This is a genomic window from Mycobacterium sp. (assembly GCF_052144515.1).
Taxonomy (GTDB): Bacteria; Actinomycetota; Actinomycetes; order Mycobacteriales; family Mycobacteriaceae; genus Mycobacterium.
The window spans coordinates 1-14,315 of sequence record NZ_JBKQQD010000550.1; the positions used below are offsets into that span (position 1 = coordinate 1).

At 66.4% G+C, this 14,315-nt stretch carries 10 protein-coding genes and 1 pseudogene; 3 read left to right on the forward strand and 8 right to left on the reverse strand.

The window, feature by feature from the left end; genetic code table 11:
* The coding region (locus tag ACLP9N_RS36975) for a sensor domain-containing diguanylate cyclase (RefSeq protein WP_442412041.1) at window positions 1-1,014 on the forward strand (1,014 nt) is incomplete at its 5' end.
* A gap of 177 nt (window positions 1,015-1,191) precedes the next feature.
* Here ACLP9N_RS36975 and ACLP9N_RS36980 read toward each other — a convergent pair.
* Window positions 1,192-1,422: pseudogene (locus ACLP9N_RS36980) on the reverse strand (LLM class F420-dependent oxidoreductase); the annotation flags it as partial.
* A 512-nt stretch (window positions 1,423-1,934) separates the two neighbouring features.
* Here ACLP9N_RS36980 and ACLP9N_RS36985 point away from each other — a divergent pair.
* A complete protein-coding gene (locus ACLP9N_RS36985) occupies window positions 1,935-3,383 on the forward strand; it encodes a multicopper oxidase family protein (RefSeq protein WP_442412042.1) in 1,449 nt (482 codons plus the stop codon).
* 32 nt (window positions 3,384-3,415) lie between these two features.
* Here the strand turns inward: ACLP9N_RS36985 and ACLP9N_RS36990 are convergent, their stop codons facing one another.
* From ACLP9N_RS36990 to ACLP9N_RS37015, 6 genes are all read right to left on the reverse strand, one after another.
* Window positions 3,416-4,276, reverse strand: coding sequence for a TIGR03619 family F420-dependent LLM class oxidoreductase (locus tag ACLP9N_RS36990; RefSeq protein WP_442412043.1), 861 nt, complete (start codon window positions 4,274-4,276; stop codon window positions 3,416-3,418).
* Window positions 4,273-4,917, reverse strand: coding sequence for a PaaI family thioesterase (locus ACLP9N_RS36995; RefSeq protein ID WP_442412044.1), 645 nt, complete (start codon window positions 4,915-4,917; stop codon window positions 4,273-4,275). The genes ACLP9N_RS36990 and ACLP9N_RS36995 overlap by 4 nt, the downstream gene beginning before the upstream one ends.
* Window positions 4,914-7,934, reverse strand: a complete 3,021-nt coding sequence (locus ACLP9N_RS37000) for a bifunctional [glutamine synthetase] adenylyltransferase/[glutamine synthetase]-adenylyl-L-tyrosine phosphorylase (protein WP_442412045.1) — start codon at window positions 7,932-7,934, stop codon at window positions 4,914-4,916. Before ACLP9N_RS37000 ends, ACLP9N_RS36995 begins: the two co-directional genes overlap by 4 nt.
* Before the next feature lie 49 nt (window positions 7,935-7,983).
* Window positions 7,984-9,324 carry a glutamine synthetase family protein gene (locus ACLP9N_RS37005; protein WP_442412046.1) on the reverse strand — a complete coding sequence of 447 codons (1,341 nt, stop codon included), beginning with the start codon at window positions 9,322-9,324 and terminating at the stop codon, window positions 7,984-7,986.
* Window positions 9,325-9,403: 79 nt separating this feature from the next.
* Window positions 9,404-10,957 (reverse strand): alpha/beta hydrolase, encoded by a 1,554-nt coding sequence (locus ACLP9N_RS37010; RefSeq protein WP_442412047.1) that lies wholly within the window; start codon window positions 10,955-10,957, stop codon window positions 9,404-9,406.
* Window positions 10,958-11,029: 72 nt separating this feature from the next.
* A complete protein-coding gene (locus ACLP9N_RS37015) occupies window positions 11,030-12,601 on the reverse strand; it encodes an alpha/beta hydrolase (protein WP_442412048.1) in 1,572 nt (523 codons plus the stop codon).
* A 376-nt stretch (window positions 12,602-12,977) separates the two neighbouring features.
* On the opposite strand from ACLP9N_RS37015, the gene panB reads away from it, so the two are divergent.
* Complete coding sequence (gene panB / locus ACLP9N_RS37020) at window positions 12,978-13,823, forward strand: 3-methyl-2-oxobutanoate hydroxymethyltransferase (RefSeq protein ID WP_442412049.1); 846 nt, start codon at window positions 12,978-12,980, stop codon at window positions 13,821-13,823.
* A 3-nt stretch (window positions 13,824-13,826) separates the two neighbouring features.
* Here the strand turns inward: panB and ACLP9N_RS37025 are convergent, their stop codons facing one another.
* Window positions 13,827-14,138: a heme-binding protein gene (locus tag ACLP9N_RS37025; RefSeq protein WP_442412079.1), complete on the reverse strand. Its 312-nt coding sequence runs from the start codon at window positions 14,136-14,138 to the stop codon at window positions 13,827-13,829.
* Between the last annotated feature and the right edge of the window lie 177 nt (window positions 14,139-14,315).

The following is a 14,315-nucleotide window of genomic DNA, read 5'->3' on the forward strand; positions in this document are numbered from 1 at the left end:
CCGACTAATGCTGAGGGACTCACGTCGGCTTCCGGTGACCTGCTGGAGCTCAGCCAGACAGACGGCGCAGCTGCATATGCGGACGGGCGATACCGGTCAATTGGCGCAGCGCCATCCGAGGATGCCGTGCGAAGACTCGCGGGCGAAATCCGCGCCGGCCGGTCGCCGGGCGCGGCCTGGGCCACCGACCGCTTGCAGCAATCGACAGCTGACTCTCTCGGTGCAGCGGGCTGCTTGTTCGTCGCGCTCGGCGCGCCGGACGACTTCGTGATCTGGTTCCGGCGAGACCGTCCGCAGCAGCTCCGCTGGCTGGGGGATCCGCACGCTCACTCCACCGGATTGATCAATCCGAGGAAGTCGTTCGATACCTGGCTGGAGCAAGTCAGCGGCTCAAGCGCGCCCTGGACATACACCGACGTCCAGGCGGCGCAACTGCTGGCATATGACGTCGAATCGGCCCAGCTGGCCCGAGCCCAGGCCAAACTTGCGCACCTCGGCCTGCACGACCCGCTGACTGAGCTACCAAATCGCCGCCATCTGAGCAACGTAATGGCCGCCATGCTGGCAGGAGCAACACCCACTGATCCGGTGGCCGCCATCTTCATTGATCTCGACCGCTTCAAGGAAGTCAACGACGAGTACGGGCACGAAGCAGGCGACTGCGTGCTACGCGAGGTTGCACGGCGCATTGCCGAGGTAACCCGCATCCGGCATGACGTCGTGGGGCAGGGCGATGCCTGGGACCCGCCCGCGGCCAGGCTCGGCGGTGACGAGTTCGTCGTGCTGCTGCCCGGGACAGCTGCCGAGGGCGCCGCACTGGTGGCTGACCGGATCCGTCAGTCGCTGCTCGAGCCGATTGCAATCAGCCCAGACCTCCAGCTGACCATAAGCGCGGCAATAGGAGTGGCGCAGGCGACAGAGCCCGAAGAACCGCACCATTTGCTGAAACGGGCCGACGCTGCCATGTATGAAGACAAGCGGAGGCGCGCACAGCCCCCCACTGAATTCGGATGACCAACTAGCTCCTCAACGTGCCGTCAGGGCTTCGAGAGACTTAGTGTTGTCTTTCATTTCGCATCCCGTCGTCATGCACCTTTACCAAATGGGCTCGGGCCCTACTCGCGCGAAACTTAAGCCAGGGCGAGCCTCCGCCGGCGTGTCTTCGCCCTTGGTTAAGTGTCGGGACTTCGCTTAGCCGTCGAGCCTGAGGTCGTTGCGGAAGCGCTGCATGCCGTCGATCTTGTCGGCCAATATGGCGTCCGGTCCGGCGTAGAACATCCACGGCACGCTGATGATCCCGGTGATCCCGGCATCGGCGGCGCGCTGACAATCGGCGGCAGTAAAGGCGTCGGTCAGCGGTGTCAGGACGGTGAAATCGTCTAGCGCGAAAACATTTTCGATCCGCAGTTTCCGCAGCCGCCCTGTTCCTCACCGCTCACCCCCGGACCAACGTCTGCGAAGTCCGCGCCAGCTCAGTCTCGTTTGCTTACGCCAGCCGCTTGGCCCATTCGCCCGCAGGCCGCCTTCAGGAAGTCGAATCATGCACACACCCACCAACTCGGCATGACGATCTTTTCGCAGGTCAAACCACTCGGTGCAACACCGCAATGCCCGCAAAAGCGCTGGACGGAATTCGCGCTCGACTACGACGTGTAAAGGCGTCGAGTCCGTTAGATCAGCGACCGACAACCCGCTTGGCGTCCGCCAGGCGGGTTGTCGCTTTCGTCCGCAGTCCGTAGTGTGGCCGCCGTGACGTCGACCGGTGGTGCGCCGGTTTTCCTGCTGATGCCGATGGCATCTCATCTGCTGCGCCGCCGAGTGCGGTAAGTATGTCCGACCGCATCAATGCACCCGGCCGTCAGTCGTCACGGCCATACCGAGACCAATACCGTCTTGATCGACGGGATTTGCTCAAATGGGGCGGGCTGGCGGCAATGGCCGCCGCCGGGGGCATCGGCGTCGAAGCAACCGCGGGCTGCTCGCAGCCCGCAACGGTTCCGCCGCCGTCCCCGCCCAACGGCAAGCCTGACTACACGCTGCGGATCGGCACTGCCACAGTCGAATTAGCCCCAGACCACATCGAGTCCACCACCGTCTACAACGGTCAGTTCCCCGGCCCACTGGTACGGTTGACAGAGGGCCAACGGACCTGGGTGGACATCTACAACGACACCGACACCCCCGAACAATTGCACTGGCACGGCCAACACGTCGGCGTCGACGTCGACGGTTCCGCCGAAGAGGGCACGCCCTACATTCCGGCACACGGCATGCGGCGCATCACTTTTGTGCCCGGACCGGCCGGCTTCCGCTTCTATCACACCCACGTCGTTGCACGAGGCGATCTGTCCCGCGGCCAGTACAGCGGCCAGGTTGGCCCGGTCTATATCGAACCCAAACAAAACCCCGGCGCCTACGACCAAGAAATCTTCTTGACGCTCAAAGAATTTCAGCCCACCTTCAGTCGCGGTGGCGACATGGCCAGCGATTTTCTCGCTGGCGCGCAGGACCCCGACCTCAAGGCGAAAGGCGACTCGGCGATGACGGCCTCACTTGGGCGCGGCGACCCGCGTGGCTACGAGGTCAGCTACGGGGCGTTTGCCGTCAACGGGCGGATGCTGGGCCACGGCGATCCCATCCGGGTGCAGACGGGTCAGCGCGTGCTGCTGCACGTCCTCAACGGCAGCGCCACAGAATCGCGCAGTTTGGCGCTGCCTGGGCACATGTTTACCGTCATCGCGCTGGACGGCAACCCGGTGTCCAACCCGGCGCCCGTGCCGGTGCTGTGGCTCGGTGCCGCGGAACGAATTTCGGCGCTAGTCACCATGACCAACCCAGGAGTGTGGGTGCTGGGCGATCTCTCCGATGACGACCGTGGCCACGGAATGGGCGTGGTCGTGGAATATGCCGGGCGCGGCGGGGACCCGCAATGGACGGCGCCGCCGCCGTTCACATGGGATTACCGGCTGTTCGCACCACCCAATCCCACAGCCGCTGCGCCACCCGATCACACCATCGAGATGTTGATCGAGAAACGCAACGCCGCCGACGGCGGTTTCAACGTCTGGACGATCAACGGCACACCGTTTTCCATGGACACCGACAAACCTGTACTCGACCTGCAACGCGATAGGCGCTACCGGCTGCGTTTCCGCAATGCCAGCGACGACCTGCACCCGATGCATATGCACCGGCACACCTTCGAAATCACCCAAATCGCCGGCACACCGACCGCGGGCGTGCGCAAGGACGTCGCGATGCTCGGCGGCTACCAGAGCATCGACATCGACTTCGTCGCCGATCAACCCGGCCTCTCGCTGCTGCATTGCCACCAGCAGATTCACATGGACTTCGGACTGATGTTGCTGCTCAACACCACGTGAACGCCCGAGAATCGGCGATCGTGTCGCGGCGTCTAGACGTCGAGCGCGAGGTCCTTGCGGAAGCGCTGCATGCCGTCGATCTTGTCGTCTAGGGAGGCCTCGGGCCCGGCGTAGAACATCCACGGCATGGTGATGATGCCGGTGATACCGGCATCTGCGGCGCGTTGATAATCGGCGATGGTGAAGGCGTCGGTCAGTGGCGTTAGGATTGTGAAATCCTCCATAGAAAGCCCGTTTTCGGCCCGCATCTCCAGCAGCCGGCCCACCGCCTCGATGGCGCGATCGGTCTTGATCAGGTCACCGATCCAGCCGTCGTGCCGGGCGGCCCGCCGCAACGCAAAGTCGCTGAGCCCGCCGACATAGATCGGTATGTGCGGCGGGGTCGGCTGCATCTCCAGGCGCGGCGCCGTGTAGAACTGGCCGTCGAATTCCGTCCAGCCCGGCTCCCACAGCGCTCTCATCAGGTCGAGCAACTCGTCGGTGCGTTTGCCGCGGGCGGCGAACTGCTCACCCATCAATGCGAATTCCTCTTTGCACCAGCCGACGCCGACGCCGAGCTCCACCCGCCCGGACGCCAAAACTGCCGCGGTGCCAATGGCTTTGGCCGCCGAGTAAGGGTTGCGCATCGCGGGAATGTAGACGGTGTTGACGAATCGGACGCGGGTCGTGACCTGCGCAAGGGCGCCGACGAGAACCCACGGATCGGGCCAGTCGGTGAACGGCTGCCACCGTCGCTGCCCGTCCTTGGTGTACGGGTAGGGGGTGTCCAGGGTCTCCAGGTTGACGACGTGGTCCGGGATCCCGATGCCGTCGTAGCCAAGTTCGTCGGCGGCCTTGGCGATCTCGATGATCTCGCGGGTGTTCAAAAAGGCACTGCTGATATAGAACTTCATTCGGCCTCCCGTGCCCACGACGGCTGGATGAAGACACCTTCGGCCTCCACGGTGATCCCCGCGGCATCCGAAATAAAGCCGCGCGCATAGGTTTTGACACCCTCGGTGCGGTCGACGAAGGCCTCGGCGCGAAGCGGTCCCAACGGAGTGCCGCGCAGATACTTCACCGTGATGGTGCCGGTAAAACGCGGCCTGGTCATCCCCTCGCTCGCGGCCTCCCCGAGGATATGGTCGAGAACCAGGGCGCTGACCCCGCCGTGCACCAGGGTGGGCGGACCCTCGTAGGCCGACCCGAGGACGAACTCGCTCCAGCACCGTCCGTCGTCCTCGTGGTGGACGACCATCGGCGGGGCGATGGGGTTGCACAGGCCAATCGCCGCGTTAGCCAACGGAACCGGATGGCCGTCGATGACATAGCTCATGCCGGTGGGCCGGGTCTTTTCGCGCAACGACCGGGTCACCGCCTCGATCGCCGCCCGGGCGTCTTCGACGACATCGTCGTCGGCCTGGGTCCAGATGGTGGCGTGGATGAGATCCCGAACGGCCTCGGTCAGCGGCGCGTACAGGGCCTTCACCCGATCAAGCTCGGCGGCGCTCAACACCTCGAAAGTGGCCCCAAACCCGGCCGCGTCTTGACTCAACTTCCGAACACCTTGCGCACCACAGCTTTTGCGCGCCGCGTCACGCGCAGATAGTTGTCCAAAAATTCGCTGCCGTCGTCGTTTGGCCAGCCCGCGGCAACCGCCACCGCATTGAGCTGACGTCCGGGTCCCGGCAGCTGGTCGGTGGGCTTACCGCGAACCAGGACAAGCGCGTTGCGGGCCCGGGTGGCCGTCAACCACGCCTCTCGCAGCAGGTCGACCTCCTCGGCGACAACCAGGCCGGCCGCGGCGATCGCGTCCAGGGATTCCAGCGTCGACGTGTTGTGCAGGGCCGGGATTTCGTGCGCATGGCGCAGCTGCATCAGCTGCACGGTCCATTCGATGTCGGCCAGTCCCCCGCGGCCCAGCTTGGTGTGCGTGTTCGGGTCTGCGCCGCGCGGCAGCCGCTCGGATTCGACGCGGGCTTTCATGCGGCGAATCCCCTGCACCGCCTCGGCGGACACGCCGTCGGGCGGATAACGCGTCGCGTCGGCCCTCAGCAGGAACCGCTGGCCCAGCTCCGCGTCGCCGGCGACCGCGTGCGCGCGCAGCAGCGCCTGAATCTCCCACGGCTGCGCCCACTGCGCGTAATAGGCGGTGTAGGCGGCCAGCGTGCGGACCAGCGGCCCGGCCCGGCCCTCGGGCCGCAGATTGGCGTCGACCTCCAGCGGCGGGTCGACGCTGGGGGTCCCCAGCAGCGACCGAACCTGCTCGGCGATCGACGTCGACCACCGGATCGCCAGCGAATCCTCGACGCCGGGGACCGGCTCGCAGACGAAGATGACGTCGGCGTCCGAGCCGTAGCCCAGCTCGGCGCCGCCCAGTCGGCCCATCCCGATCACGGCGATGGCTGCCGGTGCCCGACCATCTTCGGGCAGGTTTGCCCGGATCAGCGCGTCCAAAGCGGCCTGCAGCACGGCCACCCACACCGACGTGAGCGCCTGACACACCTCGGTGACCTCGAGCAAGCCCAGCAGGTCCGCCGATCCGACCCGGGCCAGCTCACGACGGCGCAGGCTACGTGCCGCGGCGATCGCCCGCACCGGGTCGGAATGGCGGCTTGCCGAGGTGATCAGCGCGCGGGCCACCCCGGCGGGCTCGGTCTCGAGCAGCTTCGGGCCGGCCGGCCCGTCGCTGTACCGCTGAATGACGTCGGGTGCGCGCATCAACAGATCCGGCACATAGGCAGATGTCCCCAGCACGTGCATGAGCCGCTTGGCCACCGCCGGCTTGTCCCGCAGGGTGGCCAGGTACCAGGTTTGGGTCGCCACCGCCTCACTGAGTCGCCGGTAGGCCAACAACCCGCTGTCGGGGTCGGGGGCATACGACATCCAGTCCAGCAACTTGGGCAGCAGCACCGCCTGCACTCGTCCGCGCCGTCCACTCTGGTTGACCAGCGCCGACATGTGCTTCAACGCGGTCTGCGGGCCCTCGTAGCCCAGCGCGGCCAGCTGCCGCTCCGCTGCCTCCGACGTCATGCCGTGCACGATTTCCAGCCCGGCCGGCCCGACCGACTCCAACAGCGGCTGATAGAAGAGCTTGGCGTGCAGCCGAGACACCCGGTGGTTTTGGTGTTTGAGTTGCTCGCGCAGCACGCCCGCCGCGTCGTGCCGGCCGTCTGGGCGGATATGGGCCGCGCGCGCCAGCCACCGCACGGCCTCGTCATCGGATTCCTCGGGCAGCAGATGGGTGCGCTTGAGCCGCTGCAGCTGCAGCCGGTGCTCGAGCAGCCGGAGGAACTCGTAGGAGGCGGTCATGTTGGCGGCATCCTCACGCCCGACGTAGCCGCCCTCGCTCAGCGCGGCCAGCGCATCCACCGTGGAAGCCACGCGCAGCGACTCGTCGCGGCGGCCGTGCACCAACTGCAGCAGCTGCACCGCGAACTCGACGTCGCGCAGTCCGCCGCTGCCGAGTTTGAGCTCGCGGCCGCGGACATCGGCGGGCACCAGCTGCTCCACCCGCCGCCGCATGGCCTGCACCTCGGTCACGAAATCCTCACGCTCGCAGGCGATCCAGACCATGGGCGTCACCGCGGCCAGGTAGCGCTCGCCGAGCTCGGCGTCGCCCACCGCCGCTCGGGCTTTCATCAGCGCCTGGAACTCCCAGGTCTTGGCCCAGCGCTGGTAGTAGGCGACATGCGACTCGACCGTACGCACCAGCTCACCGCTGCGGCCCTCCGGCCGCAGCCCGGCATCCACCTGGAAGAACGCGTCCGAGGCAATCCGCATCATCTCGCTGGCCACCCGGGCCGACAGCGCATCGGCCTGTTCGGCGACGAAAATGACGTCGACGTCGCTGACGTAGTTCAATTCGCGGGCACCGCATTTGCCCATCGCGATGACCGCCAGCCGCGGTGGTTTGCGGTCAGCACCGCACACGGTTGCCTCGGCCACCCGCAGCGCGGCCGCCAGCGCGGCATCCGCGGTGTCGGCGAGCTGGGCGCCGACCACGGTGAACGGCAGCACCGGCTCGTCCTCGACCGTCGGGGCCAGGTCGAGTCCGGCCAGCACCAGCAGCTGGTCGCGATACACGCTGCGCAATCGGGATACGGCCGAGCCCAACACCACCGACGTCTCGTCCAGAGACTCGTCCTCAAAATTCAGGCACGCGTTGAACGTCGCGCGCAACTGGTCGCGGGTGGGCAATGTGACTTTGCCCCGCAACAGCTTCCAGGACTGCGGATGGGCGACCAGGTGATCGCCCAGGGCGAGCGACGAGCCCAGCACGGCGAACAGCCGCCCGCGCAGGCCGCGATCGGTGAGCAGAGCGGCGCTGAGCTCGTCCCATCCAGTGTCGGGGTTCTCGTACAGCCGGACCAGCGCACGCAGCGCGGCGTCGGCGTCCGGCGCGCGCGACAGCGCCCACAACAGGTCGACGTGGGCCCGGTCCTCTTCCTGGTTGTCACGGTCGTACCAACCAAGCTGTGCCAGACGCTCGCTCGCGGGAGGATCGACCAGCCCGAGCCGGCCCACGCTGGGCAGCTTGGGGCGCTGCGTCGCGGGTTTGCTCACGACCACGACGGTAGCGCAAGCCGCACCCCGGTCGAACCGACCGGCGGCTGTTTGCCTAAAGCGACAGGTACGTCTTCAGCTCGTACGGCGTGACATGGCTGCGGTAGTTCGACCACTCCGTGCGCTTGTTGCGCAAGAAGAAGTCAAACACGTGCTCCCCCAACGCTTCCGCGACGAGCTCGGAGGCCTCCATGGCGTGCAGTGCGCTGTCGAGGCTGGTCGGCAGCTCCCGGTAGCCCATCGTGCGGCGTTCCTCGGGCGTGAGATCCCACACGTTGTCCTCGGCCTGCGGCCCCAGCACGTAGCCCTTCTCCACCCCGCGCAATCCGGCGGCCAGCAGCACGGCGAACGCCAGGTAGGGGTTGCAGGCCGAATCCGGGCTGCGCACCTCGACCCGTCGCGACGACGTCTTGTGCGGCGTGTACATCGGGACCCGGACCAAAGCGGAGCGGTTGGCCGCCCCCCACGATGCGGCGGTGGGGGCCTCGCCGCCGACCACCAGCCGCTTGTAGGAGTTGACCCATTGATTGGTGACCGCGCTGATCTCGGAGGCATGCTCCAGGATCCCGGCGATGAACGACTTGCCCACGTCCGACAGTTGCAGCGGATCGTCGTCGCTGTGGAAGGCGTTGACGTCCCCCTCAAACAGGCTCATGTGGGTGTGCATCGCCGATCCGGGGTGTTGCGCGAACGGCTTGGGCATGAACGACGCCCGCGCGCCGTTCTCGATCGCGACCTCTTTGATGACGTAGCGGAACGTCATCACGTTGTCGGCCATCGATAGCGCGTCGGCGAAGCGCAGGTCGATCTCCTGCTGGCCGGGTGCGCCTTCGTGGTGGCTGAACTCCACCGAGATGCCCATGAATTCCAGGGCGTCGATCGCCTGCCGGCGAAAGTTCGAAGCGGAGTCGTGCACCGCCTGGTCGAAATAGCCGGCGTTGTCGACCGGGATGGGCGACGTCCCATCCTCGGAACCGGGCTTGAGCAGAAAGAATTCGATCTCCGGGTGAACATAGCAGGAGAAACCAAGGTCGTTGGCCTTCTGCAGCTGACGGCGCAGCACGTGCCGCGGGTCCGCCCACGACGGCGAGCCGTCCGGCATGGTGATATCACAGAACATCCGCGCCGAATGGTGGTGGCCCGACGCGGTCGCCCAGGGCAGCACCTGGAAGGTCGACGGGTCCGGGTGCGCGACTGTATCGGATTCCGAGACCCGCGCAAAGCCCTCGATCGAGGAGCCGTCGAACCCGATTCCCTCCTCGAAGGCGCCCTCCAGCTCGGCGGGCGCGATCGCGACCGACTTGAGGTAACCGAGCACGTCGGTGAACCAGAGCCGGACGAAGCGAATGTCCCGTTCCTCTAACGTGCGGAGGACAAATTCCTTCTGTCGATCCATAACCCGAACAGTAGGCAATGCCTGTTAATTCTGTGTTACCGATGCCAGCCCAGAAGCATTGCCGGGCGTTAGCGCTGGCTTACTGCGCACACCGCAACAACGGCGGCGGCACCGTCAGGTCGACGAAGTAGGCGATCACAGCGTTGTCCACGCACTGATTGCCGTCGAAGACCACGGTGTGCTGGGTGCCGTCGTAGGTGATCAGCGGCGCGCCCAGCTGGTGGGCGAGGTTCACCCCGGCCTGATACGGCGTGGCCGGGTCGCGCGTCGTGGAGACGACGACGACCTTGCCCGACGGGACCGCCGGTGCGGGGTGCGGCGCCATCGTCGCCGGCACCGGCCACATGCCGCAGATGTCGCGCGGCGCATTCCCGGTGAACTGCCCGTAGGACAGGAACGGCGCCGCCTGGCGAATCTGTTGATCGCCGGCCACCCAGCTCGCCGAATCCGTGGGCGCGGGCGCGTCGACGCACCGGACGGCGTTGAACGCGTCCTGGTCGTTGGTGTAGTGCCCGTTCTTGTCGCGGCCGTCGTAGTCGTCGGCGAGCATCAGCAGGTCGCCGGCGTCGGTGCCCTTTTGCAGCCCGAGCAGGCCACTGGTCAGGTACTTCCAGTGCTGCGGGGTGTAGAGCGCGTTGATGGTCCCGGTGGTGGCGTCGGCGTAGCCAAGCCCCCTCGGATCCGACGTCTTACCCGGCTTGGTGGCCAGCGGATCGACCAGGGCGTGGTAGCGGTTGACCCATTGGGCCGGGTCGGTGCCCAGCGGGCAGGCTGTCGAGCGGGCGCAGTCCGCCGCGTAGGCATTGAAGGCGGTCTGGAATCCCGCCATCTGGTCGATGTTCTCCTGGATCGGTCCCTCGGTCGGGTCGATGGCGCCGTCGAGCACCATCGCCCGCACGCGGTCGCTGAAGCCCTCGAGGTAAGCGGTGCCGATCGCGGGGCCGTAGCTGTAGCCGAGGTAGTTGATCTGATCGTCGCCGAGCGCTTGTCGAACCATGTCCATGTCGCGCGCGACGGACGTGGTGCCGGCGTTGGCCAGGAAGCCTTTACTCATCTTGTCAACGCACTCCTGGGCCAGGTTCTGGTAGATCTGCTCGATATGCGTTACACCGGCCGGGCTGTAGTCGACCATCGGTTCGCGCCGGTAGGCGTCGAACTCGGCGTCGGTGCGGCACCGCAGCGCAGGTGTCGAGTGGCCGACCCCTCTCGGGTCGAAGCCCACCAGATCGAAATGTCGGCTGATATCGGTGTTTTGCAGGTCTCCTGCCATCCCGGCGACCATCTCCACCGCCGACGCCCCCGGGCCGCCCGGATTGACCAGCAACGATCCGATTCGCTGGCCCGTCGCCGGAATGCGGATCACCGCCAGCTTGGCTTGCGCCCCACCGGGATTGGCGTAGTCGACCGGAACCGACACCGTGGTGCACTTGGCGGTGGGGATGTCACTGGTGTCGTCAACGAACTGACTGCAGCTGCCCCAGTTCTGCTGGGTCGCCGCGGCGGGCTGCGGCGCCTGGGTCTGTCCGGCACCGGGTTCCGGTGTGGCACCGGCCATTGCCGGTTGTCCCCCGAGCAGCAGCCCAAACGAAAGCAGCGTCGAGCTCAACGATCTCAGGCGCGACATGGCTGCCATCGTTGCATCTTCGGATAGGCGCGGGCAGCGCGAAAAGGTCACGCCTTGATCTCGTATCGGTGGCGAGGGGTGTCAGCACTTCGCGCCGCTCGGCGGTGTGGTACCGCCGATCAGGTAGTCCGTCGCGTAGTCGTCGATGCAGCTGTCGCCCTGGAAGACCACCGTGTGCTGGGTTCCGTCGAAGGTAAGCAGCGAGCCGCGGAGCTGGTTCGCCAGATCGACCCCGGCCTTGTACGGCGTCGCCGGATCGTGGGTGGTGGACACGACCACGGTCGGCGCCAATCCGGGCGCCGAGACGGTGTGCGGCTTGCTGGTCGGTGGCACCGGCCAGAACGCGCAGGTGCCCAGCGGCGCGTTGCCGGTGAACTGCCCCCAGCTCATGAACGGTGCGATCTCCCGAGAGCGGCGGTCTTCGTCGACGACCTTGGCCCGGTCCGTAATAGCTGGCTGGTCAACACAATTGATCGCCACCCGCGCGTCGGTGGCATTGCTGTAATGGCCGTGCGAGTCGCGACGCATATACATGTCGGCCAGCGCGAGAAGCGTGTCGCCGTGGTGGTCGACGAGCTCGGACAGGCCGTCGGTCAGGTGGTGCCACAGCGTCGGTGAGTACAGCGCCATGATGGTGCCCACGATCGCGTCGCTGTAGCCCAATCCGCGTTTGTCGTTGGTGGGCACCGGCTTGCCGAGCATCGGGTTGTTCGGGTCTACCAGCGGGTCGACCAGGCTGTGGTAGACGTCGTTGGCTTTGTTCGGGTCGGTGCCCAACGGGCAGGTCGGTTTCTTGGCGCAGTCGGCGGCGTAGTCGTTGAACGCGTCCTGAAATCCCTTGGCCTGCCGCAAGTCGGCCTCGATCGGATCGGCATTGGGGTCGACGGCGCCGTCGAGGATCATCGCCCGCACGTGCTGTGGGTAGGCCTCGGCGTAGGCGGAGCCGATTCGGGTGCCGTACGAGTAGCCGAGATAGGTCAGCTTGTCCTCGCCCAACGCAGCGCGGATGGCATCCAGATCCCTGGCGACGGCAACGGTCCCGATATTGCGCAGGAAGTTCTTGCCCATCTTGGCGACACAGCGGGCGACGAACTGCTTGGTTTCGTCCTCGATGTGCGCCACACCCGCCGGGCTGTAGTCGACATTCGGCTCGGTCCGCAGTCGGTCGTTGTCGGCATCGGAGTTGCACCAGACCGCGGGCCGCGACGCGCCCACCCCGCGCGGGTCGAACCCGACCAGATCGAACCGTTCCCGGACCCGCTTCGGCAACGTCTGAACCACGCCCAGGGCGGCCTCGATACCGGACTCACCGGGTCCTCCCGGGTTGATGACCAGCGAACCGATTTTGTCGCCCGTCGCGGGAAAGCGAATCATCGCCAGCGCCGCCACCGGTGTCGCCCCGCCGCCGGTGTGGCCGTAGTCGACCGGCACGGCGAGCTTGCCGCACAATGCGCCGCCGGGGATTTTCACCGAGCCGCTGCTGGAACGGCATGGTGTCCATTGCACCGGCTGGCCCAGCTTCGGCCCGGCCATGAGCGCGCGCCCGCCGACCACCCGGACGCAGCCCGCCAGCACCAGCGCCACCGCAGCGATCGCCGTCCAGATCAGCAACGTGTGCGCGATCTTGTCGCGGCGAGGCAGGCCCATGCCCACCTATGCTGCCAGAGGCAACCTGAGATTCTGATGAGCGGCTGCCACGACCGCTACCTGGCAGCGGCGAGCAGTTCTTCCAGCGACAACGCGTCGCGCAGCCGCTCGAACGTTAGCCGCCCAGCATCGTCGATGTGTCCAATCCCATAATCGAGCAGACGTGCGGGAGCTGTCGGGAGTTTCCAGGTAGAGGAAGCTGGCCCACTGAGTTCACTGAGCCCGCTGCGCTCGCTGAGCCGCTGCATCCGACGATGGTAAGTGTCACACCGGCGCGACGGTGCTTTTGCACGCCCGAGATGGCAGACTGTCAAGGTCAGACGAACCCGGGGACCCCGAAGGGGCCACGAGGATCGACCCGAACACACCATTGGGGACATTGATGTCTGAGCAGAATGTCTATGGGGCCGGCAGCTCCGCGCCGTCCGCGCCACGGACCAAGATCCGCACCCACCACCTGCAGAAGATGAAGGCCGAAGGCCACAAGTGGGCGATGCTCACGGCCTACGACTATTCGACCGCCCGGGTTTTCGACGACGCCGGCATCCCGGTGCTGCTGGTGGGCGATTCGGCGGCCAATGTCGTCTACGGCTACGACACCACCGTGCCGGTCTCGATCGATGAGCTGATCCCGCTGGTTCGCGGGGTGGTGCGAGGCGCCCCGCACGCCCTGGTGGTCGCGGACCTGCCGTTCGGCAGCTACGAGGCGGGACCAGCCGCCGCGTTGGCCGCCGCCACCCGGTTCATGAAGGAGGGTGGCGCGCACGCCGTCAAGCTCGAGGGCGGTGAGCGGGTTGCCGAGCAGATCGCCTGCCTGACCGCGGCGGGCATCCCGGTGATGGCGCACATCGGCTTTACGCCGCAAAGCGTGAACACCCTCGGCGGCTTCCGGGTGCAGGGTCGCGGCGACACCGCTGAACAGACCGTCCACGACGCGATCGCCGTCGCCGAAGCCGGAGCGTTTTCCGTCGTGATGGAGATGGTGCCGGCCGAATTGGCCACCCAGATCACCGGCAAGCTCACGATCCCGACCGTCGGGATCGGGGCCGGCCCCAACTGTGACGGCCAGGTGCTGGTCTGGCAGGACATGGCCGGCCTGAGCGATGGCAAGGCTGCCCGTTTTGTCAAGCGATTCGCCGACATCGGGAGCGAATTACGCCGTGCCGCAATGCAATACGCAGAAGAAGTGGCCAGCGGGGTTTTCCCGGCCGACGAGCACTGCTTCTGATAATCAGTCGTTTTCGCCGCTTTCGCCTATTTGGCACCGACTGCGAAAATCGGTCATCGGCTGGCGGATGCCCATCAGATCAGCGTGAACCTGCGGGTTGGCATCCATGTACTGCTGAAGCTTGGCACGCATTTCGCTGCGCGGTGTGCCCTTCAAGCTGGTGAAGTAGTCGTTGACGTCCGGGTGGGCGAACATATATGCCGAGGTCGCCGCCGCGACGCCGGCAGCCACTCCGGCCAGGTCGGCCGCTGTGCAGTTGGGCGGCGGCGCCGGTTCCGGATCCGCTCCGGCCAGGCCCGCGGCACCGAAAAGCATTGCGCCAGTTATCACACCCGCGGCAGCGACCGTACGCCCGAAAGACATCATGAACAGCTCCTTACACCAGGTACCCGAAAAGCCGTAACCGCAGCGGTTGCCCGCACCGCAAACATAGGCCGTCATCGTGCGACGCATGGACCAAACGCGGCGATAGGACGCCTCGCCCACGCCCGT

What these genes read in the sequence shown, in the direction of transcription:
- ACLP9N_RS36985 (WP_442412042.1), top strand. Translation starts at nt 1,935, where the DNA reads ATGGCCGCCGCCGGGGGCATCGGCGTCGAAGCAACCGCGGGCTGCTCG.
- ACLP9N_RS37025 (WP_442412079.1), bottom strand. Translation starts at nt 14,138, where the DNA reads ATGCTTTTCGGTGCCGCGGGCCTGGCCGGAGCGGATCCGGAACCGGCG.
- ACLP9N_RS36990 (WP_442412043.1), bottom strand. Translation starts at nt 4,276, where the DNA reads ATGAAGTTCTATATCAGCAGTGCCTTTTTGAACACCCGCGAGATCATC.
- ACLP9N_RS37010 (WP_442412047.1), bottom strand. Translation starts at nt 10,957, where the DNA reads ATGGCAGCCATGTCGCGCCTGAGATCGTTGAGCTCGACGCTGCTTTCG.
- ACLP9N_RS37005 (WP_442412046.1), bottom strand. Translation starts at nt 9,324, where the DNA reads ATGGATCGACAGAAGGAATTTGTCCTCCGCACGTTAGAGGAACGGGAC.
- panB (WP_442412049.1), top strand. Translation starts at nt 12,978, where the DNA reads ATGTCTGAGCAGAATGTCTATGGGGCCGGCAGCTCCGCGCCGTCCGCG.